Below are 21,201 nucleotides of genomic sequence, written 5' to 3'. Positions count from 1 at the left end.
CAAGCCTCCTACTCGTACGAGATCTCGTAAGTGCCGGCGCCGTCGCGGTCGATCCACAGGATCCAGTCGCGGCCCGTCCATTCGCCTGCGGGGCTGCCGGGGACTGCCGGGTTCGGGGGAAGCGGCTGCCCGGCGAGGGTGCTGAAGACGCCCTTTCCGGTCATGTCCTGGAAGCCGAACTGCCAGGGGACAGCGGTGGTGTTGCCCTGGTAGCCATGGCCCCAGTGCCTTTTCAGCGGCTTCTTCGAGGTGACCTTGGGGTCCGGGATGCCGTGCGCGGTGCGGACCGTCTCCCAGTCGCCCAGCATTCGATCATTGAAGTCGCTGTCGGTACAGGTGGCTGTCCTGCCACCGAAGAGGAGGGGACCAGTACTGACGAACAGACCGTCCGGGGTGGTGTGCTCCAGCCATTCCTTGCACGTGGAGGTCTTGCTCCCGTGATGGCCGACTTTGAGCCACAGATTCTTCTCCCGACGGAACCACTTCTCGGTCGGGTCCTTGTCGAAGTCGATCAGGAACTTCTCGTTCTGCTTGAGGGCGTCGGCCATCAGCAGCACCTTCTGGCGCTGCCCGCCGCCGTCCACTGCCCCGGTCAGCACGAGGACCAGGCTGCTCAGATTGGCGAGCGCTTCCTTCTGGGCGCCTTGGATCCTGGCGGCCCCTTTCAGATGAAACGCACCGCTGTCGATCAAGTAGAGGTTCGGTGCGGCAGGGGTCACAGGGGGGAACAACGGCTCCGGAACTCCCTGGTCCGGCTTCTCCCGTGGTGGATGCACCACGCTGTGCCCGCTGGAGCTCGTCAGGCTCGCAGGGTTGGTGAGCAAGGTCTCCATGAAGCGGAAGCTCCTGTTGCCTTCCTTGTAGTCGCCGGATGCCATGGAGTACCAGACGTTGTTCAGGGTGTAACGCAGCTTCTTGGTGGCGGAGTCGAGAAGGACGTCTCCCAGCAGGTTGAAGTGGTCCTCGTCGGGATGACTGATCAGGAGGTAGTCCAGGACGCCGGGGTTGACCAGGTCCCCCAGGTGATCGTCGATCCGCTTCCGGAGGTGGTCGATCAAGCGCTGTTTGGCCGTGCCCGCGGCCGGCGGCCCCCCTGCCTGTGGCCGCGACGCCACCTCTCCCCCGGGTTTGGACCCGCAGTCCAGCAGCACCGCCGCGTCCGCCTTCGGCGCCCCCGGTTTGTAGAACGTGATCAGGGTGCAGTCGCCCTGCCCCACATTGAAGAACACCACCTTGACCGGCATGTCGTCCCCTCGATGACGTCGGTCCGTAACGGACCGCGCACCTACGGACGACAGCCCGCAACCCGCGCGCGGTCGCCGGGCCATCCCACCGCACGCGAGACCGATGACCACCAGGAATCCCCGTCTATGGCGCATTCCGGAGCAATCCTGGCCTGATGTCCGCCGTCCGACGCGCCGTCAGCTACTGACTTCGGCTTGTCAGGGTGACATGGGGGTATCGAGGGCAAGGCCGGTTCCGGCTACGAAACCGTGCACGTGCGGTGCCCATCCCGGAGGGGTGTGGTGCTCGTCTCGCCTGCCGGTCAGGCTTTGAACGAGTGCAAGTTGGACGCGGCGGGGGTTTGCTCCGCGTCGTGTGCCTCGAAGGTGCGATGCGCTGGGCAAAGCGCAGGCGGACGGCTGGACTTGCGTCATCGTCACCAATGGCCGCACCGTCCAGCAGGAAGCAAAGATCCGTGACACCGGACTCGACCAGCTTGTCCAAGGCTGGGTGATCTCCGAAGACGTGGGCCACAAGAAGCCGGAACCGGAGATCTTCCAAGCAGCAGCCGCTACCGTCAGTCCCCCCTGCCGGGCGCGTGGGTCATCGGCGATTCGCCGCACTCCGACATCGCGGGCGGCAACATACTCGGTCTTCGAAGCGTGTGGGTGACGGACGGACGCGCCTGGCCGCAGGACTCCTACCAGCCCACCTATATCGCTGACGACGTCGCGTCCGCGATCAATCACGCCATCAGGACATCGGGCCAAAGGGCCACTATTCCTGGTCAGGGCTGGCGGTTCGTGGACGTCGGCGAGCTGGTAGTCAGAAGACGACGACGGCAGCACGCAAGAGTTCGTGCGGGAGGATGCAGTGACGGTCTGACCCTGGTGTCGGCCGGGACGTGGGTCTAGCGCAGCGGGGGTTGTTCCCCAGCTGCGCCCGCGGCGCCACTTCCTATCTCACGGTGCTACTACCTCGATCTCGACTTTTTCCTTTATGAATTCGTCGCCGATTTCGACAGAAGCGCCCTCATTGACCTGGGCCTTTGTTCCAGTGTCGTTGATCACTGTCACCGGGAGCAGGGTGTTGTCGGTGACGGTGGTGGTTCCCGAAGCTGTGGCGGTGGCGCCGGGACCGGGGAGTGGGGTGACGCAGAAGTCCCCGGCGGTGGAGGCGACTTCGATCTGACCGGGGCAGAGGCGGCTGGCGTGGGCAGGGGTCGCGGTGGCCAGCCCGGTGGCGCTGAGGGCGAGGGCGGTCAGGACGGCGGCTATGTGCCGGCGGGGATGTGACTGAGCGCTTCAGTTGGCGAGCGTCGCCAACTGAAGCGCTCGGCGCGGGCGTGTCCGTTACCGTCTCGGTCCTGCTGTGGCGTACAGCACGGTGCCGGTCGCCAGCAGGGCCCACGCGGTCGCGGCGGACGCCGTCGTGGCGGGGGAAAGGATCATCCAGCCGCCCACCTCTCCCGCGATGCCGGGCGGAACCGGGACGACGAGGGTGAACGCGAGCCAGCCGATCGGCAGGGTCCATGCGAACTGTGCCCCGCACAGCACCGCCCCGAGCGCGGCCAGGCCGGCCAGGCCCGCGCTGTCCCGGACGACGAGCGCGGCCGGGGCGAGCTTGACTCCCGCCGCCTGGACCGCCAGCAGCGCCGCCCCGGCGACCGCGCCGGCCAGCAGCACGTGCGCGGCCCGCCGGGGCATCCACCGGATCGCGGCCGTCCGGTCCAGCGCGGCATCCTGCCCGCCGAGCCCGACGGAAGCGGCCGCCACGTTCGCGGTGAGGACCAGGACCGTGATCCCCAGGTCCACCGGTCCTGGGCCGTCGAGGGCCCATACCGCCAGCGCGACGAGCGCGACCGCGGCGGCAGAGGTGGGCACCTGCCGTGAACGCGCGTACAGCATCAGCCATCTCATGGGGATGTCTCCCCCGTCAGCGCCGCGAGCGCGTTCTTGCAGGAGAGCGCGGCGGCATGCGTCTGGGCGATCCGCGAGCGCTGCTCGGCCGGCGGCAGGGCCGTCAGCTTCTCCCAGGCGGCTTTGGCGTTCGCCCATGTACTCTGCGAGTACGCGTAGGTGTCCGGCACCTGCAGCGGTTCGAACCGGCGATCGCCGAGGGCCCAGCTCGCGGCGATGCTCTGTGCGGGGATGTCGATCTGCCCCCCGCCCTCCCAGGGGGTGCGCGGTTTGCAGTTGGGTGCCAGGCCCTGGACAACCAGGAGGCGGGTCAGTTCGGCCCCCGCCGCGTGAGCGATCAGCGGGTCGTCGAAGTCGATCAGCACCACGTTGCCGGAGAGTTCGCGTGGGTCGCCGAGCGCGCGCAGCTCGGTGTCCTCCCGCACCGAGTTGGGCGCCTTGTCACCGAGGGCGTTGTGCAGCACGCGCAGCGCCTCCTTGCCGTGCGGCGCGAGCTCGGGCAGGCGTGAGCGGTTCGCCTGCGTCACGCACACCGGTCCGTCGCAGACCAGGGTGGCGGCGGCCTTGTCGACGACGTAGGTGTCGCGCGGAGCGGCCGGCAGGATCAGCAGGGCCAGGGCCGCGCCGGCCAGGACGGGGGCCACCGCGAGCAGCCGGGCCCGGCGGGTGGCGGCCGACAGCAGTGCGAAGCCGGTGGCGAGCAGGCCGAGCAGCCAGAGCGTCTGACCGAGGTGCACGGAGTTGGACAGGGTCAGCAGCATCTCCCGCGGCTCCGCGGTCGCCGGGGACAGCAGGGCGAACCGGTTCGGCGGGATGGTCCAAGGCAGTGCCCCGTCATTGGCCTGCCGCAGGAGGAGGGACGTCAGCAAGAGGAACACCGTCAGGGCCGGCGGGGTGAGCACGGAGGGCACGGCCCGCGCGACACCCATGCCGAACACGGCCCCCGCGACGAGGGCCACCGCCGCCACGAGCGAGATCGGCAGCCAACCCAGGGGCATGTAGGTGGTGGCGCCGAGGGCCACCTGGACTCCGCCCACCAGGATGAGGAGGCCGAAGCCCGATGCCAACGCGAGCGCCATCGCACCGGCCGGCAGCGCCGCACGGCGCCAGGCCGGCAGCGGCGTGGTCGTCAGCAGTTCGGCCGTCCGCGAGCGGGATTCGCGCAGCCCGTACACCGCTCCCATGCCCACCACGAGCGGCCACCAGAAGACCAGCAGGTACCGGGTCCACAGGGCCATGGAGGTCCACTGGGCCGTCCACCCCGCGGCGCCCCTCCACCAGATCCCGTCGATCAGACAGAAGACCGCCAGGCTGCCTGCCAGGACGACGACGCCGGGCCACGGGGCGAGGGAGCGCTTCAGTTCGATGCGCAGGACACGTCCGTTCACCAGGTGCCTCCCTGCCGGCCGGAGCCCTGGAGCAGCGCCGAGTAGCCGCGCTCCAGGGGGCTGTCGCCCGGGTGGTCGGGGCTGCCCGCCGCGGCCAGGTCGTCCGGCGTGCCCTGGAAGACGAGGCGGCCGTCGGCGAAGAGCACCACGTCGGAGCAGGCGGCCGCGACGTCCTCGACGAGGTGGGTGGAGACGACCACACAGGTGTCGCGGCCCAGTTCCTGGAGCAGCTCGCGGAAGCGCAGTCGCTGCGCCGGGTCCAAGCCGACCGTCGGCTCGTCCAGCAGCAGCACCGCGGGGTCGTTGACGATGGCCTGGGCGATGCCGGCCCGCCGCACCATGCCGCCGGACAGGGTCTTCATCCGATGGTCGGCGCGGTCGGCCAGGCCCACCCGTTCCACGGCCCGCTGGACAGCCGCGGGGACGTGCGGCTTCGGGACCTCTTTCAACCAGGCCATGTACTCGACGAACTCACGCACCGTGAAGCGCTTGTAGTAGCCGAAGTCCTGCGGCAGGTAGCCGATCCGGCGACGCAGGGCCCGGTGGTCGACCATCGCGCCCACAGAGGTGCCGAGCAGCTCCAGTTCGCCCTCGGTGGGGCGCAGTACGGTGGCCAGCGTCCGGATCAGGGTGGTCTTTCCCGCTCCGTTGGGCCCCAGGAGGCCGTGGGTGCCGGTGCCCAGGGAGAGGTCGAGCCCGTCGACGGCCATCTTCTTGCGTCCGACGCGTACTCTCAGGCCGCCGGCCCGGATCTCCCAGGCGTAGGTGTTCGGCGCGGTGTCGGCCGCGCTCGTGGTGGGCGTCATGCGGTGGTCCCTTTCGAGGGTCGACGATGGTTTCACAGCGTTGAGTACGCGTTTCTGCGGGCGATCACGGCGCCGATGCCGAGCGCGAGAAGCAGCCCCCACACGGGCAGTTGGTCGGTCTGGAGGACAAGCCGCAGGACAAGGGGGACGTGGCCGGTGACCGACGCGGGTACCACGACGAGGACGCCCCACGCGACGGCCAGCCCGGTGGCGGCGCGGGTCACGCCGACCACGCTGCCCAGCGCCAGGGCGGTGGAGGTGAAGGCCAGGGAGGGCAGCAGCCACTGCGCGGCCGTCATGGTTCCGGTCAGCCATCCCCCCACCAGGAGCCCGGGCAGGACCACCACGAGAACCGCCGTGGTGCGCCTGAGGAGCAGGGGCAGGCCGGCTCGGGCGGTCGAGGCCGTCAGTTCGTGCGCCGGGTCCAGGCCGCTCGACCACGATGCGGCGACACCGCACAGCGGCAGCACGGGCGCGATCGCCAACACGGGAGAGATGTCGCCGAAGAACGACGGCGACGCGACCGCGTCCAGCAGCAGCGCCATCAAGGTGACGACGACGGTCATGACCAACCACGGGGCCATGGCCGGCGTCAGCCAGGCCGCCACCCACCTCGGGCGCACTCGCCGCGAGGGCGCCCTGACAGCCGCGTCCAACTGCGGTTCCAGACCGGCCCGGACGGTGTCGAGGAGCGCGGCGATGCCGGGCGCCTCGGTGGCCACACAGGCCGCCAGGTGGCTCCGGCACGGCGCGCACGTCTCCAGATGAGCCTCCAACGCCCATACCGTGTCCGCGGCCATCGTCGCGTCACCACGTGCGTAGTCGTCGATCAACTGCCTCGACGCGTGTTCCCCGCTCATGTCAGCGCCTCCCGCATCGCGATCCGGGCCCGGCGGGCGCGGGTCTTGACCGTGCCTTCGGGCAGTCTGAGCAGGACGGCGGTCTCCCGGATGGAGAGCCCGTCGAGCACCGTGGCCTGCAGTACCTCGCGGAGTTCCGGCGCCAGTCGCCGCAGGGCGTCGCCGACGTCGCCGCCGACGGTCCCGGCAAGTGCCTCTTCCTCCGCCGCGGGCACCACCGCCCGCTCGGCGGCGGCGACCGGCGGTTCGGCGTGGTGGGCACGGCGCCGGAACGCGTCGACGAGGCGGCGCGCCGCGATCGTCCACAGCCACCCGACGGCCGTCCCGCCGACCGCGCTCCCGGCGAACGCGCCAGCCGCACGCCACACCGCCAGATAGGTCTCCTGCATGACCTCGGCGACGATCTGCTCGTCCGCGCAGCGGCGGCGCAACCGCACCGCCAGCCACGGCGACGTGCGCCGGTACAACTCGTCGAACGCCCCGCGGTCACCTCTCGCCACCAGCCGGACGAGGCGTTCCTCGTCCAGCTCGTCCAGTGCTCTCCTGCGTGATCTCACACCAGCCAGACGCCCGATGCGGCGCGCAGGTTTTGCATCTACCGTGAGCTGCGTCACAGTCTCACGCGCGGAGGATTGCGATCCCCACGAAACCCGGTCGCCGGCTTCGACCCGGCTCGTGGTGAAGCCTGGCGTCTCGCGGTGCTTCACCCTCCTCGGCGCAGCCCTGGCCAAGTACGCCGACTGGCTCGCAGTCGCCATCGATGCCGAAGGTCCAGCCCGCCGACTGAAGCACTCACTCGCCAACCGAAGCGCTCAGTCACAGGGGAGCGTGTCGGCGGTTCATCAAGGTCTCCCTCAGAAGTCGTCTCATTTGGTGAGTCTGCGGTAGCGGATGAGGGTGCAGGCGATGGCAGTGAAGGCGAGGAAGTGTTCGGCCTTGCGCTCATAGCGGCGGTGCAGGCGGCGGCAGCCGGCGAGCCAGGACATCGTGCGCTCGATCGTCCAGCGGTGCCGGCCCAGTCGGGTGGAGGACTCGATGCCTCTGCGGGCAATGCGGTGCCGGATGCCTCGCCCGCGGAGCCATCGACGCAGGTCGTCGTAGTCGTACCCCTTGTCCGCATGCAGCTTGGCGGGCCGTCGTCGGCGCGGCCCGCGGCGCGAGCGGATCGGCGGGATGCCCCGGACGAGCGGCTTGAGTGCCTGGCTGTCGTGCAGGTTCGCGCCGGAGATGCCGATGGACAGGGGCAAACCGGTCCGCTCGCTGATCAAGTGGATCTTCGAGCCCTTCTCGCCCCGGTCGACAGGATTCGGACCTGTCAGCTCCCCCCTTTCAGGGCCCGCATGTTCACCGAGTCGATGGCGCAGCGCGACCAGTCCAGGTCCCCGCGCGATCCCAGTTCGTCGAGGACGACGCGGTGGAGCTTGGCCCAGACCCGGGCAGCGGTCCACTCGGTGAAGCGCCGGTGCACGGTCGGCCCCGACGGACCGAAGACCGGCGGCAACTGCCGCCAGGTGCAACCCGTCGTGGCCACAAAGATGATCGCCGCGAGGACCTCACGGTCACCATACCGGCGTCGACCCCCGCCCTGCGGCCGTGACGGGGCGGGCGGCACCACCCGCTGGAACAGGTCGTACAGCTCGTCCGGCACCAAGCGTTCCACGATCAGCACGAGCCCAGACTACCGACCAGCCCAAATGAGACGACGCCTTAGCCGGGAAGTAGAGGTAGCAGACCCCTCCCGAACCGCTCTTGACCTGGCCTTTTGCGTCATGCCGCTTCGTCCTCAGCCAGATGTTCTCGAACTCCTCACGCTTCCCTCCGGCACCGCAGCCTGGCCCGTGGCCCGGCTCGGCACTCTGGACCGCGAGGGCGCGCCCGGGCGGCGGGCCCGGATGCCGCCCGCCGCACTGCCCGGGGACACCAGGTCCGCGCTGGCCGCCGTCGTACGTGACATCGTGACCGCCTCCCGGCCGGCGGGACCCCGGCAGATCGACTTCGCGATCCCCCGGTGAGGACGGCTGAACCTCATCGAGATCAACGCGCGCTTCGGCGGTGCGTCCAACATGAGCTGGACGAGCACGGATATCGAGCCGCACCGCGCACACGCCCAGGCCGTACTGCACGGCCGCCTGCTCCGATCATCTCGCGCCCTGCGTGCGGCGCTTGAGGTCCTCGTACCGAACCGAACGGCACCCGGCTGCCGGACCCGCCGGAAGGCACGACACTGACGGCCTTCACCGCCGACACCGGCTACCGGGGCCGTACACCTCCGGCGTCCACCGCGCGGTGCTCGCCGCCACCCCGGACCGGGCTGCCGCCGCCGGGGCCTGGCTGTGCGGGCTGCCGTCCGGGGTGCTGCTATTGGTCGCCGAATCCGCCGTGGGCATGCTCGACCACGGCCTCTCCGCCCTCAAAGCCAACGGTCGGCCCGGCACAGAGGTTGGTGATGAGCTTGCGTACCCTGCCGGCGACGACGGGGGTGACTCCGTGGATCAGCTGGGCCCCGTACACCAGCGTGGTGCCGGGCGGGGGCTGGCACAGCCACCGGGTGGCGGCGATGGTGTTCAGGTCGACCGGGCCTGAGCGGGCCGTGATCTCGTGCGTGAAGCGTGTTCCGGGCGCAAAGGTCCCGTCCGGCCCTGCCCGGCGGTCGCTCCACAACTCGTCGCAGGAACTGGTGTCGAGGTAGAACTCACCTCCCTCTTCGGCGTCCTGGAGGTTGAACACCACGCGGGCCAGCCGCACGAGCTGCTCGTCCGGACCGCCCAGGCCGTGCACATGCACGCGGATCATGTCCCCGGGTTTGAGGTCGTAATAGAGCCACGGGTCGACCCACAAGGCCGATGGGAACGCACGGTGCAGGGCCGGCATGGCCCGCTCGATCGCGCCGTCGAGAAGCTCCTGCACGCTCCCGGGCGGTGTCAGGCCCTCGGCGGGCCGGGCCGGGACCCAGCCGGTCATGGCGAGGTGCTCGTCCATGATCTTGGTGACCTGGGCGGTCTCCTCGGGAGTGAGGAAGTGCTCGATGGTCTGCACAGCCAGGGTCTCGGACGTGTTGATCACTCCACGGCTCCTCTCGCAGTGCTTTCGTCCCTCCATTCCAAGGGTGGTGGGGCGGCGCCAACAAGGCCGTCCGCCCGCCGGACGGGGGGACCCTCCGGCGCATGCGACGTCGGCACCGGCGCATACGCGAGGGCATGAGCCGGAGCCTGCGCCGTGGCACCGGAGCAGGCACGGCGGCACCAGCAGCGGAGCAGCGGTGGTGAAGGTGCCGTCCGGCTCGTTGTCCGATTCTCCACGGACGCGGGGAGTGGGCACTCATGTCTGTCCGCGCGGATGCCCTGGGCACCGAACTCCGCCGCCACGGACCTTGTTGATATCGACGATCGCGAGGTCGAATGGACGAGTGACCGTCACGGGCGAAGGCACCGGCACCTGCTGTCGCGCCGAGTGGCAACTCCACTACGTCGCCGCCCAGTTCGCGGCCACCCGCCCCTCCGCGACGCCGTGAGACGACGGCAGGTTCGGCGAGGTCAGGGAGGTCGGGGAGGTCGGGGAGGGATAAGACATGCGAGCCTGCGGGGCGTCACCGCCGGGGCGCGTCGGGGATCCAGGTGCCGTGCAGGCCGAGCGGAACCCGGACGGGCAGGTGGATGCGGGCGACCGGCGCGCCGCTGAAGTCGCAGGCGGACAAGAGGACCAGCTCGGTGGCGCCGCCCTGCCCGGGCCGCGCACCCCGAGGGCGAACCGACTGCCGCCCCCGGCGTGACAGGCCGGTTCAACCGATGCCGTGGACGACGGTGCCGTTCCGCACGATCGTCAGCTTGCGGGGGACCGGGCTCCCCCGCGACGGAAACTCGGATGCGGGTGCTGCACGGACCCTCCTAGGCTGCGCCCATCGGGAGCGTCAGGCGCCGTATCGACTGACTAGCGGATCGGAGATGCACGGGGTATGACCAGTCAACTGTTCGCGATCTGCTTCAATGCGACCCGGCCGTCGGACCTAGCGCGCTTCTGGTCCGGGGTCCTGGGCTGGGAGTTGGCCGAGGGTCCGGACGATGACGTCGCCATCCTGCCCCCTGATACCGCCGGGTTCCGCATCCGTTTCCTGCCGAGCCAGGAGCCGAAGATCGGCCAGAACCGGGCGCACTTCGACCTGACGAGCGCCTCCCCGGAGGATCAGCAGCAGACGGTGGCCAGGGCGCTGGAGTTCGGCGGGAAGCACATCGACGTGGGCCAACTCCCCGAAGAGGGACATGTAGTGCTCGCCGATCCGGACGGCAACGAGTTCTGCGTCATCAGGGCGGGCAACAAGTTCCTCGCCGACACCGGCTTCATCGGAGCGCTGGCCTGCGACGGTACGCAGGAGGTCGGTTACTTCTGGAGCGAGGCGCTGCGGTGGCCGCTGGTCTGGGACCAAGACCAGGAGACCGCGATCCAATCGCCGAACGGCGGTACGAAGATCACGTGGGGTGGTCCTCCGGTGGCGCCGAAGACGGGCACGAACAGGCTGTACTTCGAGCTGGCGCTCCCCGACGACGGCGACTGGGAGGCGGAGGTCGACCGCCTGATCTCGCTCGGCGCGACGCGCACCGACATCGGCCAGAGCGACAGCGACAGGGTGCTGCTGCTCGACCCCGACGGCAACGAGTTCGCCGTACAGAGGCCCTGGTAGCGGACTGTTGTCGGGCGGGCTGTGTTTCCTAGGCGTTCGCCTGTGGAACGCGCGGTCACTCGGCAGTCCACCTTCGGCCATCGTGATTCATGAGTTGTCGCGGACAACTGGACGCCTGAAACACCCTCAAGAAACCGTCTCGGCTCGTGAGCGACGACTTCATGCGCGTGGAATGGCGTGTCTGGCCGGTGTCCACCTGCGCCGAGCCCGTCGGGCACGACCGCCTTGGGGATGCACGCACATCCACCCGCCCGACAGTCCCTCGACTCCCCACCCGACGCGCTCTGCAAAGCCGGGGTCACCCGGATCTTCTCCGAGAAGACCTCCACCCGCGCCACCCAGCGCCCCGAACTGGACAAGGCCGTCGCCCTTGCCGGCGCACTGCGCGCCTCCGGGGTGCGCGTCACGCTCGTCGTCCACGAGCACAAACGGCTCGGCCGCGGCATTGAACTAGCCACCCGAGCCGAGGAGTTGAAGGCGAGCGGCCTCCGCCTGGAGCTCCCCACCGGTGCGCTCCATGGCGCGCACGCCCCCTCCGGAGTCGCGTCCACCGCCCCAGCCGCCTGGTCCGGTAGGGAACGCGAATACATCCGTGAGCGCGCCCTGGAAGGCCACGAGTCCGCCCGCAAGCGCGGCAAGACCATCGGCGGTGCGGGCGTCACCGACGACGACATGCTCTCCACGGCCCTTCACCTGCGCGATCAGGAGCTGAGCCTGCGCGACATCACCAGCCGCCTCGCCATCACCACGTGCAAGAAGATGGGCCAACACCCCTCACCCGCCACCGTAATGGGGATGCTCCGCAAGCACGACGAGCAGACACCGGCCGCCTCGGCGGCACAGCCGAGCCATACGACCGCAGCCCCCGAGCGTTGCGCAGGGCTGCACACCGCCTGGCCGCAGCGGCACGAGAGCAGGGCCATGTAGCGCGAAAGCGTAGGGAATTGGGCGCCGATGTCGTTGGTACGGTCGGTGGATGGAGATCTGGGACGCGGGCGCTGTACGCGTTCGGATACGGCAGATGGCAGCAGGGGACCCGATGCTGAAGCGCTTCGGGGCGGACACGCACCGGTACGAGCTGGCGCCTGCGCTGCCGGAGGCGGAGATCAAGGCATTCGAGGAAGCTCACGGCATCGGCCTGCCGGCGGAGTACCGGTCCTTCGTCGTGCAGGTGGGCAATGGCCCCGCCGGTCCCGGTCACGGGTTGATGCCGTTGACCGTCCCCCGCGTAGAGGCCGACGAGGGGTGGGCGGTGGACGACGAGTGGGAAGAGGACCGACTGCCGGGCCGACTCACCGAGCCGTTCCGTCTCGCCGAACCCCTGCCCGGCCGCATCGACGCACCGGCCGACGGGCTGACCCGGGGCACGCTCATGCTGGCCGAAGAGGGCTGCGGCATCTACATCCGGCTGATCCTGAACGGCCCGCGAGCGGGTGAGGTCTGGCAGCTCGACCCGGACTGGGGCGGCTTCGTCCCAGTGAGCCCCGGTTTTCGCGCGTGGTACACCGAGTGGCTGGAGCGTCTGTGAACATGCCTCACGCCGTCCGGACCAACCCGCCGCCCTTCGATGAGCCGCATCATGAGCAAGTGCCCCAGGCGCGCAAACGTGGATGGCACCCGCTCGACCTCCGCCGGCACAGGACACACGCCTACCGACCGTGCCAAAGTTCACACAGAGCTAAATTCGAACGCGCGAATGATTTACCGCTGGCTGCGGGCCTCCTCCGCATCCTGGAAACGTGGCTGTAGCTCGCCCTCTACCGCGTCCGGCAGCAGATCGCCGCAGCCGAGCAGCTGGCCGCAGAACAGCAGCGGTACAGGCCTCCCCCGCCGCCGGACCGGGGCGTGCAGCTGAGCCTCGGCGGCGATGGTCAACCCAGCACGGTGCGCGTCGGGGGCTGCCGCAGCACGACAAACGCACCCGTCCGGTCTCGCGGGACCAGGCGATGCGCGCCCTCGCCGAGGGCCTGGAGGCGTGCGCGCTCTGCCGGCCGGATACGGCACTCGGCATCCTCTGACCTGCGGACAGTGGCCAGGCGTCGCACGCTAGGAGCATGCGGGGCCGCGCGCCGATCGTCGTGCACCAACTGTCCGCTGTCCGCCGTCGGCGGCCGGCGCGTCACTGCGCGGGCAGGCCCCGCCTCCTCGGACCGGGACACGACGAGCAGGCAGCCGACACCACCTATGACGATGAGGCGGCCGGCCCGATGGTGATCTCGCCGCATGCGCGGCGGCTGCCGCCGGACCTCCGCACGGCGCTGCCGGAGATGGGCAAGTACGACCGGCTGCTGAAGCCGGCTACCAGCCAGGCAACGACGAAGGGCACGAGCGCATGACCCCCACCAAGACCGCCGAGGTTTCCGGGGAGCGGGTAGTGCCGGCGAGGATCCCGCTGCTGCCGGGCGACCCGGAGGGCGCGCTGATCGACGAGGTGTGCCGCGACCTGCGCCTGCCTACAGCGGTCGCCGAAGCGGGTCCGGCGGTCCGCTCCACCACGGCCTCGGCCCCGGTGAACGAGTTCGCCGAGGCGGACGCGGCCAAGCGCAGGTCCGATGTGATCGCCCGCTACAGCAAGGGCGACCTGTTGTGTCTGGACGAGTTCGGCTACCTGAACCTGGACAAGAAGGGCGCCAAGCTGCTGTTCCACATCTTCACCGAGCGGGAGGAACGCAAGGCGACGGCGGTGGCTTCCCACGCCTGGTTCAGCGAATGGGACGAGACCTTCACCGACCCCCGGCTGTGCCCGGCGATCGCTGACCGGCTCACCTTCAAGGAAACCCTGGTCCAGACCGGCACCGACTCCTACCGGCTGAAGGCCACCGAGAACGAATACCGGTCCGCCGGGCGATCGTGATGACGGGCGGCACGGAGGGCAAGGGGGCGAAGTGGCCGCACCGCCCTGACCTGCTGACGCGTCTGGATGCAGAGCTGGGACGGATCGACGAGCAGCTGCGCGCCCTGGCCGCCTCCAAGGACCGGCTCCAGAGCCTGTTGGACGCGGTGGTGGCCATCACCCGCGAGCAGGAGTTGTCCGCGGTGCTGCGCCGCATCGTGACCACCGCCATGGATCTGGTCGGCGCCCGCTACGGGGCACTGGGAGTAGTTGACGAGTCCGGCGAGTATCTCGCGCAGTTCATAGCCGTCGGCTTGTCCGAGCAGGAACACGCGGCCCTGACCGAGGTGGGGTTTCCGCGCGGCCTGGGCGTGCTCGGACACCTGATCCACCATCCCGAACCCCTGCGGATCGACGATGTCTCCTCCCACCCGGCCTCGGCTGGGTTTCCGCCTGGCCACCCGCGCCTGCGTACTCTGCTCGGCGTCGCCATCGGCGTCCGCGGCGAAATCTACGGCGACCTGTACCTCTCCGAGCGACGCGACGGGCGCCCCTTCGACGTGCACGACGAGAACATCGTCGTTGCCCTGGCCGGCGCCGCCGGCATCGCGATCGACAACGTCCGCCTCTTCGAACAGGTCCGTGCCGGATCCGAACTGTTCCAGCGGCGTTTGCTGCCGACGCTGCCCGACATGCGGCCCTTCGACGCCGCCGCCATCTACCGGCCCGCCGCCGCACCCCACCATGTGGGCGGCGACTGGTACGACGCCATCCTGCTTCCGGACGGCGCGGTGGCGGTCGTCATCGGCGACGTGGTCGGCCACGATCTGCATGCCGCCGCTGCCATGGCCTCCACCCGTCACATGCTGCGCGCTCTGCTGTTCGCCATGCGTACTCCGCCCAGCGCGGTCCTCGCCCAGCTCGATCGCACTCTGGAGGCCATCACCGACAACCCCGTGACCACCACCATCCTGGCGCGCATCGAACCTGCGGGGGCTGCCTGGAGGCTGCGCTGGAGCACCGCGGGCCATATCCCCCCTTTGCTGATCACCCCCGACCGCCGGGCGGCATACCTGTTCACGGAGCCTGGACTCCCACTGAACGTCGACAGCAGGCAGATCCGCCCCGACCGCACCCACCCCCTGCCCCCGGACACCATCGTGGTCTTCTTCACCGACGGCCTTATCGAACATCCCGACCACTCCATCCACGAGAGCCTGGACGAACTCGCCGACCTCGCCACCGCGCACGCAGGACTGCCCCTGCAGGACTTCGTGCAGGCCCTGGCCGACCACCACCCCAGCGACGGGCACGACGACATGGCCATCCTCGCCCTGCGCACCCCGGGCCGAAAGCGCACAGGCCCACAGCGACACGGCTAACGGCGGACCCGCCAGGGCGCGCGGCTCCGCCCCGGGTGGTCACCCGAAACAGTCCCGACAGAGCACATTGCGAAAGGTCATACAGATGAGCGGCAGTGTGATGGATCCGGCGAAGGCGGCGGACGATGGACGACCGCGCAAGGCCAAGGGGACGACTTCGCGATGACTGTGGCGAACCACGGCAGGCTCCGGCGCGGCGCCATGACGGCCCTCCAACTCGGTGCCGTCGCCGCGCTGTATTACGCCTCGGGCAAGCTGGGACTGCTCCAGCAACTCGTGCGCGGCCAGGTCACGCCGCTGTGGCCGCCGACCGGCATCGCCCTGGCCGGCCTCCTCCTGATCGGCCTGCGGGCCTGGGCCGGGATCGCTCTCGGCGCCTTCCTGGTCAACATCTCCCTCGGGCCATCGATCCCTGCCGTGCTCGCGATCACGGCAGGCAACACACTGGCACCCCTCTTTGCCTACGCGCTCCTTCGCCGTACCGGGTTCCGCACCCAGATGAACCGCTTCCAGGACGCGCTCGCCCTGGTCTTCCTCGGCGCATTCACGGGCATGCTCATCAGCGCGACGGTGGGCACCAGCACCCTGCGCCTCGCTCACGTTCTGCCCGCCGGCGGGTTCTGGCCCACATGGTGGGTCTGGTGGACCGGCGATGCGATGGGCGTTCTGGTGGTCGCGCCGGTGCTGCTCGCGCTCCGCTCGGCACACTGGCCGAAGGGCACACCACTCTCCCGGTGGGCGGAAGCAACGCTGCTCGTGACGGCCACCGTCGGCGTCGTCTTCCTCGAAAATGCTCCGGTCCCGCTGATCTTCCTTGCCTTCCCGCTACTGACCTGGGCCGCCTTCCGCTTCCAACTCGCCGGAGCCGCACCCTGCGCACTGGCCGTATCCATCGGCGCAATCCTCGCCGCCCCCGGCAGATCAGGCCCGTTCGCCGGTCACACCCTGCTCACCAACCTGATCGCGCTGCAGGCGTTCAACGGCGCCGCCGCGATGACCGCGCTGCTGCTCGCCGCCGCCATCACCGAGCGAAACCAAACCCAGGAGAAAATCGAACAAACTTGTCGGCAGCTCGCCGAGATGGCGGCGAGGATCGCACCGGATACCGGCGGCCCATCAGCACTTTCCGACGGCGACGAGCAGGAAGAAAACGGCGGACCGACTCGGCCGTCGTGATCGATCGACAGCACATTCGTGGACGGTCAACGGCCCTGATCCACGGTGCGTCCCGGCCCGGCCACATGCCGTCGAGACGCGCCACCGGTGTCGGCGCATACAAGGGGGCCCGGGTCCGCCGACCGCGCCTGTCAGGGGCGCAACCCGAAGGACCCGGGAGCCCTCCAGCTCACCTCACTTGTGGCCGCGGCAGAGCTCCCGAAGCCGAGCGTCATCCACCACACCCTCCCCCGATGCCAGGCTCCGCGTGGCAGGTGAACCATCCGTGCGAGGTGGGCAGGCCGAACCCTTCTCGACGCTACGTTGTGCGGGTCGTAGACCACGGCGAGGCGGCCAACAACGTTTACCTGCACACGCCAGGTCACCTGCCGGACGGCTACACGACTGCGACCATCACCGCGGTACGGCATTCGCCACGGCGCTCCCCACGGACTGCAACGATTCCGAAGCGCGCAGCGCGGGACTGGTCCGGCTGGACGAACGCCGTGGGCGATCCCTCACCTCCGGTATGCGGATCCCTCCCGAAGAACCGCAACGTCATCGCCGCCGCCTGTGTCGAGTCGGTTGCACACAGTTGCGCGATGTCCGTCCCGCACCGGCAGTGCCTGGTCAGCCTTTCCGGACGGGCAACCGGTGGTGGGGTGGGCGGAGTGGTGTCCGTGCCGGGTGCGGCTTCTGGCCAGACCAGGAGGATGGGCCGGGGGCATGGTCGGATCGATCAGGAATCGAGAAGCGCGGGACACGGAGCCGGTTCTAGCCTGCTCGACATGAACATCACCATTCACACGAGTTCCCTCCCGCACGACGACCCGGACGCGTCGCTCGCCTTCTACCGCGACGTCCTCGGTTTCGAGGTCCGCAGCGACGTCGGGCAGGGCAGGATGCGCTGGATCACGGTCGGCCCGGCCGGGCAGCCCGACACCTCCCTGCTCCTGGCGCCGCCGGCCGCCGACCCGGGAGTCACCGAGGACGAGCGCCGCACCATCAGCGAGATGATGGCCAAGGGCACCTACGGCTGGATCCTTCTGGCCACCCCGGATCTCGACGCCACGTTCGAGAAGGTGCAGGCCGGTGACACCGAGGTCGTACAGGAGCCGACCGAGCAGCCATACGGCATCCGCGACTGCGCGTTCCGGGACCCCGCGGGCAACCTGGTTCGCATCCAGGAGCTGCGCTGAGCCGTGTGGGCATCGATGCGGCCATACCGATCTGCGCCGCGACCATCTGCAAAGGACGCGGCGCACCTTGCAGAGATGTCCGCCCCGTCGGCCGCGCACCGGTGCCGCGTCCGCATCGGACAGAGGCCCGGAGTCTGTCCCACTGCTGTCGGGCAGTTGCTCGACCGGCTGATCCGCTGCGGCGGGCCGGTTCTCATCACGAGCGCCTGGGGTGCCTGTCCCGGCAAGCACCCCAGGCGCTCGTAGGCGTCGATGGAAGAGGCGAAGAAAAGGGGAGTTCTCTCATGTGTCAGCCCGAGTGGCAGCGTGCACGCGTCGAGGCGCAGCGCCTGACCGATCTGGCGCGGCTGCGCCGCGTCCGCGACCGAATCGACAGGGAGTACGCGCAGCCGCTGAACGTGGAGGCGCTCGCCCGCGGTGTGCACATGTCCGCAGGGCACCTCAGCCGGCAGTTCCGGGCCGCCTACGGCGAGTCGCCCTACGCGTACCTGATGACGCGTCGTATCGAGCGCGCGACGGCGCTGCTTCGGCGTGGTGACCTCAGCGTCACCGAGGTCTGCTTCGCGGTCGGCTGCGCGTCGTTGGGCACGTTCACCACCCGCTTCACCGAGCTGGTCGGCATGTCACCCGGGGCTTTCCGGCGGCGCGCGGCGGATGCGGCGGATGTGACGGCCGACCGTGCCGATGCCGCAAGTACGTCCGGTGATGCGGGGCCCGCGGTCACCGTGGAGGGGATGCCGGCGTGTGTGGCGAAGCAGGTAACCAGACCGGTCAGGAATCGAGAAGCCCCGGCCGCCGAGCAGCCCCTAGCGTGATGGCCATGGCAACCAACGCAACCACCGCATCCACCACGTCCATCGTCTCCGTCACCCTCGAGGTGGCCGACCCCGAGGCCGCCCACCGCTTCTACACCGCCTTCGGAGTGGACACGCACATACGCCTGCGGGCGGCCGAGGCGCACTCCACCGGGTTCCGCGGCTTCACCCTGGCGCTCACGGTCTCCCGGCCGGCCACCGTCGACAGCTTCCTCGGCGCCGCCGTGGACGCCGGCGCCACGGTGCTCAAGCCCGCCGCGAAGTCGCTGTGGGGCTACGGCGGTAGCGTCCAGGCACCCGACGGGACGATCTGGAAAGTCGCGACCTCGGCGAAGAAGGACACCGGCCCGGCCACCCGCGAGATCGACGAGATCGTCCTCCTGCTCGGCGTCGAGGACATGAAGGCAAGCAAGCAGTTCTACATCGGCCGGGGCCTGACCGTGGCCAAGAGCTTCGGCGGCAAGTACACCGAGTTCGCCTCCCGCGAGCCCAGCCCCGTCAAGCTGGCGCTGTACCAGCGCCGCAGCCTGGCCAAGGACCTCGGCGTCCCCGCCAACGGCACCGGCTCGCACCGCATCGCCCTCGGCAGCACCGCCGGCTCCTTCACCGACCCCGACGGATTCGCCTGGGAGACCGCCACCTCGCCCACCCCCGCGCCATCCACCGCGTCGGCACCGTCCTGACTCCCGACGCTGAACTCCCGCCCCGGCCTGCTCATCCCTGTACGAGAGGAAATCTGCCATGCAGCACACGAAGTCGTCTGCCGAGAACTCCGGCACGGCCGCCGGACAGTACAACGGATTCACCGCCGAGGAGCGCGCCGCGATGAAGGAGCACGCGCAGGAGGAGAAGAAGGCGGCGGCGCGGCGCGGTTCGCGGGCGGAGAAGGAGGCGGCAGCGGAGCGGGACGTGCTCGCGAAGATCGCCGAGATGCCGGATGCGGACCGGGTCCTCGCCGAGCGGATCCACGCCATCGTCAAGGCCGCCGCTCCGGACCTCACGCCCAAGCTCTGGTACGGGATGCCCGCCTACGCCAGAGACGGCAAGGTCGTCTGCCACTTCCAGAGCGCGCAGAAGTTCAAGTCGAGGTATGCCACGCTCGGATTCAGCGACCAGGCGGCGCTCGACGACGGCACCATGTGGCCGACCTCCTACGCCCTGAAGGAACTGACCGCAGCCGACGAACAGCGCATCAGCGCGCTCGTCGAGAAGGCGAGGGGCTGAGGCTTGCCGAGGCGGAACGGGCAGCGGGAGTGACCGGCCGCGGACGATACCCGCGCGCTCGGCACAGCCGTCGCTACAGCCCGGCTGATCTCCACCTGCTCATGGAACCTTTCTCGGTAACGATTCATGGCTCGTCGTGAACTCGCTCAGGTGGTTCGGTTGTGTTCGAGCCGGAGCCGGGCCAGGGCCGCGCGACCATGCGCGTGAGGGCGGTGGGGTCGGGGCTGGTCCGGTGCAGGGCCTTGAAGGTCACCTTCAGCAGCTCGTTGGCGCGTTCGGCAACCACGTGGCCGCGGCAGATGAGGGCGTCGAACGCCTTGTCGCCGTCGGTGAGTTCACTACTCCTGGGCCACTTGACCGGGCGGCGGAAGGTGGTCCCCGCCTTCTCGTTCCCGACGTGAGGTCGGCCGAGGACCTGAGCTGGGAGGCGGTGCGGGACTACGAGTTCGGCGCGTACCAGAAGATCCCGTTCTGGCCGTCCTTGGCCAGGGTGTCGAACAGGATCCCGCCTTCCCGCAAGTAGCGCGGGTGCTGGGAGAGGAGACCGGGAACCGAGAACAGCGAAGTAGCGTCGCACGCGAGGTCGCTGTGGATGCAGTAGCGCGCGACGGGGATGCCCGCGAAGTCGACTGGCCCCGGGCCGGTCGACGTGAAACCGAATGCACTCCAGCCCCGGGGCACCCGGCTCCAGAGCCCGGTGTCCGGTTGCCGCGGATCGGCGTAGAGCTTGCCCTCCACCCGCGACGTCGGGATGTCTGTCCGTTTCTCGGCGATCGCCTGAAGGACCTGGTCCGCTGCCTGCGCCCCCTGCGAGTAGCCGACGATCGTGTAGCGCGCGTCCGGATCGGCCTTATGGACCGACTCGACCTTGGCCAGCAAGTTGTCGTAGCCCTGCCGTTCGCTGTCGTCGTAGCTCAGAGCACCGATGCCCGGGATGGCACCGCTGCCGGCCTGCCACGGTCCGGCGCTGGCCTCGTAGCAGACCGGGACGACCACGTTGTCCGGGTTCCCGGCGAGTGCCTGGTTGGCGAAGCCGTAGCTGTGCGTGCACGTCGGGACCGGCTCCGAGCCGCCGGTGCCACCGATCTCGATGTAGTAGTGCTTCCCGGAGTCGGCGTGAGCCACGGCGGGCGGCAGCCCGCCCGTCAGCGCCAGTAATGCCGCGCAGGTTGCAGCCCGCACTGTGGACCTGCGAAGACGTGCGGAAAACTTCATTCCTCTTCCTCCTGCTGATACTCCGCTCGCCGGCACTGTGAGGGACCCCACGCGGTGGGGTTGTCGGTGCCGGACACGCTGTGGCGTTCCGTTGGTCTTGGGTCCCTGCGACTTCGGCCACCGGGTACTCCGGGCCGGGGGATTGACCGGCAGATCCATCAGGGCAGGGCTCCCAAGCCGTCTGCTCGACGGAGCGCTGCTCCCCCAGCCCTGGCCGCGGCGGGCGTTGACAGGACCGCCTCGGCGCGCGGGCGGAAGCCCGCCACTCGCCAGGTCACGCAACAGCTCCGTCAACTTCCTTGTGAGGAAGGCACGTTCGCCCCAATCGCGGGTGACGCGCTCATCCCCTGGCACGGTTCTGTCGCGACGCGGCAGGAGAGCGGCCAGAACGCCCAACTCCAGCGTGGCCCCCAGGCCCACCCGCTGCCCATGGTGGCCAATCCGCCCTACCCCAGGTAGGCGTAACCCCGCTCGCGACCTTCTCGTGCGACCGCTCTCATCCACAT

At 69.6% G+C, this 21,201-nt stretch carries 25 protein-coding genes and 1 pseudogene; 15 read left to right on the top strand and 11 right to left on the bottom strand.

The features are described 5' to 3' along the window. Positions 1-8: 8 nt before the first annotated feature. Entirely contained in the window at positions 9-1,244 is a 1,236-nt protein-coding gene (locus tag IEZ17_RS16675) for a ComEC/Rec2 family competence protein (protein WP_189300833.1), read from the bottom strand. A 355-nt stretch (positions 1,245-1,599) separates the two neighbouring features. On the opposite strand from IEZ17_RS16675, the gene IEZ17_RS42405 reads away from it, so the two are divergent. Both IEZ17_RS42405 and IEZ17_RS42400 read left to right on the top strand, forming a co-directional pair. After that, complete coding sequence (locus tag IEZ17_RS42405; protein ID WP_229852315.1) at positions 1,600-1,896, top strand: HAD family hydrolase; 297 nt, start codon at positions 1,600-1,602, stop codon at positions 1,894-1,896. Then, positions 1,812-2,138, top strand: coding sequence for an HAD hydrolase-like protein (locus IEZ17_RS42400; protein ID WP_308427666.1), 327 nt, complete (start codon positions 1,812-1,814; stop codon positions 2,136-2,138). The genes IEZ17_RS42405 and IEZ17_RS42400 overlap by 85 nt, the downstream gene beginning before the upstream one ends. Before the next feature lie 438 nt (positions 2,139-2,576). Here the strand turns inward: IEZ17_RS42400 and IEZ17_RS16665 are convergent, their stop codons facing one another. From IEZ17_RS16665 to IEZ17_RS16640, 6 genes are all read right to left on the bottom strand, one after another. Further along, a complete protein-coding gene (locus IEZ17_RS16665; RefSeq protein WP_189300832.1) occupies positions 2,577-3,143 on the bottom strand; it encodes a hypothetical protein in 567 nt (188 codons plus the stop codon). Beyond that, positions 3,140-4,531, bottom strand: a complete 1,392-nt coding sequence (locus tag IEZ17_RS16660; RefSeq protein WP_189300830.1) for a hypothetical protein — start codon at positions 4,529-4,531, stop codon at positions 3,140-3,142. The genes IEZ17_RS16665 and IEZ17_RS16660 overlap by 4 nt, the downstream gene beginning before the upstream one ends. Further along, on the bottom strand, positions 4,528-5,337 hold the full coding sequence (locus tag IEZ17_RS16655; RefSeq protein WP_189300828.1) for an ABC transporter ATP-binding protein: 810 nt from the start codon (positions 5,335-5,337) through the stop codon (positions 4,528-4,530). The genes IEZ17_RS16660 and IEZ17_RS16655 overlap by 4 nt, the downstream gene beginning before the upstream one ends. 32 nt (positions 5,338-5,369) lie before the next feature. Beyond that, the gene (locus IEZ17_RS16650) at positions 5,370-6,197 is read right to left on the bottom strand and encodes a zf-HC2 domain-containing protein (protein WP_189300826.1); all 828 of its coding nucleotides are present in this window, start codon (positions 6,195-6,197) and stop codon (positions 5,370-5,372) included. Continuing rightward, positions 6,194-6,754, bottom strand: a complete 561-nt coding sequence (locus tag IEZ17_RS16645) for an RNA polymerase sigma factor (RefSeq protein ID WP_189300824.1) — start codon at positions 6,752-6,754, stop codon at positions 6,194-6,196. The genes IEZ17_RS16650 and IEZ17_RS16645 overlap by 4 nt, the downstream gene beginning before the upstream one ends. 309 nt (positions 6,755-7,063) lie before the next feature. Then, positions 7,064-7,857, bottom strand: a protein-coding gene (locus tag IEZ17_RS16640) for an IS5 family transposase (RefSeq protein WP_229852322.1) whose coding sequence is annotated in 2 segments (ribosomal slippage) — positions 7,064-7,522 and positions 7,525-7,857 — 792 coding nt in all. Because the reading frame shifts where the segments join, the coding sequence is not laid out codon by codon here. Positions 7,858-7,966: 109 nt separating this feature from the next. Here IEZ17_RS16640 and IEZ17_RS16635 point away from each other — a divergent pair. Then, positions 7,967-8,209: a hypothetical protein gene (locus IEZ17_RS16635; RefSeq protein ID WP_189300822.1), complete on the top strand. Its 243-nt coding sequence runs from the start codon at positions 7,967-7,969 to the stop codon at positions 8,207-8,209. Between the two features lie 346 nt (positions 8,210-8,555). On the opposite strand, the gene IEZ17_RS16630 is transcribed toward IEZ17_RS16635, so the two are convergent. Both IEZ17_RS16630 and IEZ17_RS16625 read right to left on the bottom strand, forming a co-directional pair. Beyond that, a complete protein-coding gene (locus IEZ17_RS16630; RefSeq protein WP_189300820.1) occupies positions 8,556-9,260 on the bottom strand; it encodes a hypothetical protein in 705 nt (234 codons plus the stop codon). Positions 9,261-9,783: 523 nt separating this feature from the next. Next, positions 9,784-9,912 (bottom strand): annotated as a pseudogene (locus IEZ17_RS16625) (carotenoid oxygenase family protein); the annotation flags it as partial. A 237-nt stretch (positions 9,913-10,149) separates the two neighbouring features. Between IEZ17_RS16625 and IEZ17_RS16620 the strand changes: the two are divergent. The 3 genes from IEZ17_RS16620 (at position 10,150) to IEZ17_RS16610 (ending at position 12,400) form a co-directional block, all read left to right on the top strand. Next, positions 10,150-10,872: a VOC family protein gene (locus IEZ17_RS16620; protein WP_189300818.1), complete on the top strand. Its 723-nt coding sequence runs from the start codon at positions 10,150-10,152 to the stop codon at positions 10,870-10,872. Positions 10,873-11,103: 231 nt separating this feature from the next. Then, entirely contained in the window at positions 11,104-11,799 is a 696-nt protein-coding gene (locus IEZ17_RS16615; RefSeq protein ID WP_229852314.1) for a recombinase family protein, read from the top strand. Between the two features lie 49 nt (positions 11,800-11,848). Next, positions 11,849-12,400: an SMI1/KNR4 family protein gene (locus IEZ17_RS16610; RefSeq protein ID WP_189300816.1), complete on the top strand. Its 552-nt coding sequence runs from the start codon at positions 11,849-11,851 to the stop codon at positions 12,398-12,400. A 173-nt stretch (positions 12,401-12,573) separates the two neighbouring features. On the opposite strand, the gene IEZ17_RS16605 is transcribed toward IEZ17_RS16610, so the two are convergent. Further along, a complete protein-coding gene (locus IEZ17_RS16605) occupies positions 12,574-12,747 on the bottom strand; it encodes a hypothetical protein (RefSeq protein WP_189300815.1) in 174 nt (57 codons plus the stop codon). A 71-nt stretch (positions 12,748-12,818) separates the two neighbouring features. Here IEZ17_RS16605 and IEZ17_RS42395 point away from each other — a divergent pair, with 71 nt between their 5' ends. The 9 genes from IEZ17_RS42395 (at position 12,819) to IEZ17_RS16565 (ending at position 19,480) form a co-directional block, all read left to right on the top strand. Then, positions 12,819-12,890 carry a DUF6233 domain-containing protein gene (locus tag IEZ17_RS42395; RefSeq protein WP_229852321.1) on the top strand — a complete coding sequence of 24 codons (72 nt, stop codon included), beginning with the start codon at positions 12,819-12,821 and terminating at the stop codon, positions 12,888-12,890. Between the two features lie 36 nt (positions 12,891-12,926). Next, positions 12,927-13,208, top strand: a complete 282-nt coding sequence (locus IEZ17_RS16600) for a hypothetical protein (RefSeq protein WP_189300813.1) — start codon at positions 12,927-12,929, stop codon at positions 13,206-13,208. Next, positions 13,205-13,726 carry an ATP-binding protein gene (locus tag IEZ17_RS16595; RefSeq protein ID WP_189300811.1) on the top strand — a complete coding sequence of 174 codons (522 nt, stop codon included), beginning with the start codon at positions 13,205-13,207 and terminating at the stop codon, positions 13,724-13,726. Before IEZ17_RS16600 ends, IEZ17_RS16595 begins: the two co-directional genes overlap by 4 nt. Then, positions 13,726-15,087 carry a PP2C family protein-serine/threonine phosphatase gene (locus IEZ17_RS16590; protein WP_189300809.1) on the top strand — a complete coding sequence of 454 codons (1,362 nt, stop codon included), beginning with the start codon at positions 13,726-13,728 and terminating at the stop codon, positions 15,085-15,087. Before IEZ17_RS16595 ends, IEZ17_RS16590 begins: the two co-directional genes overlap by 1 nt. 162 nt (positions 15,088-15,249) lie before the next feature. After that, complete coding sequence (locus tag IEZ17_RS16585; protein ID WP_189300807.1) at positions 15,250-16,263, top strand: MASE1 domain-containing protein; 1,014 nt, start codon at positions 15,250-15,252, stop codon at positions 16,261-16,263. Positions 16,264-17,030: 767 nt separating this feature from the next. Further along, entirely contained in the window at positions 17,031-17,441 is a 411-nt protein-coding gene (locus IEZ17_RS16580; protein WP_189300805.1) for a VOC family protein, read from the top strand. 284 nt (positions 17,442-17,725) lie between these two features. Next, a complete protein-coding gene (locus IEZ17_RS16575) occupies positions 17,726-18,256 on the top strand; it encodes a helix-turn-helix transcriptional regulator (RefSeq protein WP_189300803.1) in 531 nt (176 codons plus the stop codon). Beyond that, a complete protein-coding gene (locus IEZ17_RS16570; RefSeq protein WP_189300801.1) occupies positions 18,256-18,939 on the top strand; it encodes a VOC family protein in 684 nt (227 codons plus the stop codon). The genes IEZ17_RS16575 and IEZ17_RS16570 overlap by 1 nt, the downstream gene beginning before the upstream one ends. A gap of 58 nt (positions 18,940-18,997) precedes the next feature. Further along, the gene (locus IEZ17_RS16565) at positions 18,998-19,480 is read left to right on the top strand and encodes an iron chaperone (RefSeq protein WP_189300800.1); all 483 of its coding nucleotides are present in this window, start codon (positions 18,998-19,000) and stop codon (positions 19,478-19,480) included. Between the two features lie 438 nt (positions 19,481-19,918). On the opposite strand, the gene IEZ17_RS16560 is transcribed toward IEZ17_RS16565, so the two are convergent. After that, positions 19,919-20,695 carry a cutinase family protein gene (locus tag IEZ17_RS16560; protein WP_189300798.1) on the bottom strand — a complete coding sequence of 259 codons (777 nt, stop codon included), beginning with the start codon at positions 20,693-20,695 and terminating at the stop codon, positions 19,919-19,921. Positions 20,696-21,201 lie beyond the last annotated feature (506 nt).

The organism is Streptomyces albospinus (assembly GCF_014648695.1).
In the GTDB taxonomy this organism is placed as follows: Bacteria; Actinomycetota; Actinomycetes; order Streptomycetales; family Streptomycetaceae; genus Streptomyces; species Streptomyces albospinus.
Note: the sequence above shows the minus strand (reverse complement) of the source record. Positions and strands in the feature narration are given on the sequence as shown.

Excerpts from the sequence above, each read along its gene's own strand:
- IEZ17_RS16675 (WP_189300833.1), bottom strand. The coding sequence starts at position 1,244 with ATGCCGGTCAAGGTGGTGTTCTTCAATGTGGGGCAGGGCGACTGCACC.
- IEZ17_RS16665 (WP_189300832.1), bottom strand. The coding sequence starts at position 3,143 with ATGAGATGGCTGATGCTGTACGCGCGTTCACGGCAGGTGCCCACCTCT.
- IEZ17_RS16655 (WP_189300828.1), bottom strand. The coding sequence starts at position 5,337 with ATGACGCCCACCACGAGCGCGGCCGACACCGCGCCGAACACCTACGCC.
- IEZ17_RS16650 (WP_189300826.1), bottom strand. The coding sequence starts at position 6,197 with ATGAGCGGGGAACACGCGTCGAGGCAGTTGATCGACGACTACGCACGT.
- IEZ17_RS16635 (WP_189300822.1), top strand. The coding sequence starts at position 7,967 with ATGCCGCTTCGTCCTCAGCCAGATGTTCTCGAACTCCTCACGCTTCCC.
- IEZ17_RS16620 (WP_189300818.1), top strand. The coding sequence starts at position 10,150 with ATGACCAGTCAACTGTTCGCGATCTGCTTCAATGCGACCCGGCCGTCG.
- IEZ17_RS16615 (WP_229852314.1), top strand. The coding sequence starts at position 11,104 with ATGCACGCACATCCACCCGCCCGACAGTCCCTCGACTCCCCACCCGAC.
- IEZ17_RS16610 (WP_189300816.1), top strand. The coding sequence starts at position 11,849 with ATGGAGATCTGGGACGCGGGCGCTGTACGCGTTCGGATACGGCAGATG.
- IEZ17_RS16600 (WP_189300813.1), top strand. The coding sequence starts at position 12,927 with ATGCGGGGCCGCGCGCCGATCGTCGTGCACCAACTGTCCGCTGTCCGC.
- IEZ17_RS16595 (WP_189300811.1), top strand. The coding sequence starts at position 13,205 with ATGACCCCCACCAAGACCGCCGAGGTTTCCGGGGAGCGGGTAGTGCCG.
- IEZ17_RS16590 (WP_189300809.1), top strand. The coding sequence starts at position 13,726 with ATGACGGGCGGCACGGAGGGCAAGGGGGCGAAGTGGCCGCACCGCCCT.
- IEZ17_RS16585 (WP_189300807.1), top strand. The coding sequence starts at position 15,250 with ATGACTGTGGCGAACCACGGCAGGCTCCGGCGCGGCGCCATGACGGCC.
- IEZ17_RS16580 (WP_189300805.1), top strand. The coding sequence starts at position 17,031 with ATGAACATCACCATTCACACGAGTTCCCTCCCGCACGACGACCCGGAC.
- IEZ17_RS16575 (WP_189300803.1), top strand. The coding sequence starts at position 17,726 with ATGTGTCAGCCCGAGTGGCAGCGTGCACGCGTCGAGGCGCAGCGCCTG.
- IEZ17_RS16570 (WP_189300801.1), top strand. The coding sequence starts at position 18,256 with ATGGCCATGGCAACCAACGCAACCACCGCATCCACCACGTCCATCGTC.
- IEZ17_RS16565 (WP_189300800.1), top strand. The coding sequence starts at position 18,998 with ATGCAGCACACGAAGTCGTCTGCCGAGAACTCCGGCACGGCCGCCGGA.
- IEZ17_RS16560 (WP_189300798.1), bottom strand. The coding sequence starts at position 20,695 with ATGAAGTTTTCCGCACGTCTTCGCAGGTCCACAGTGCGGGCTGCAACC.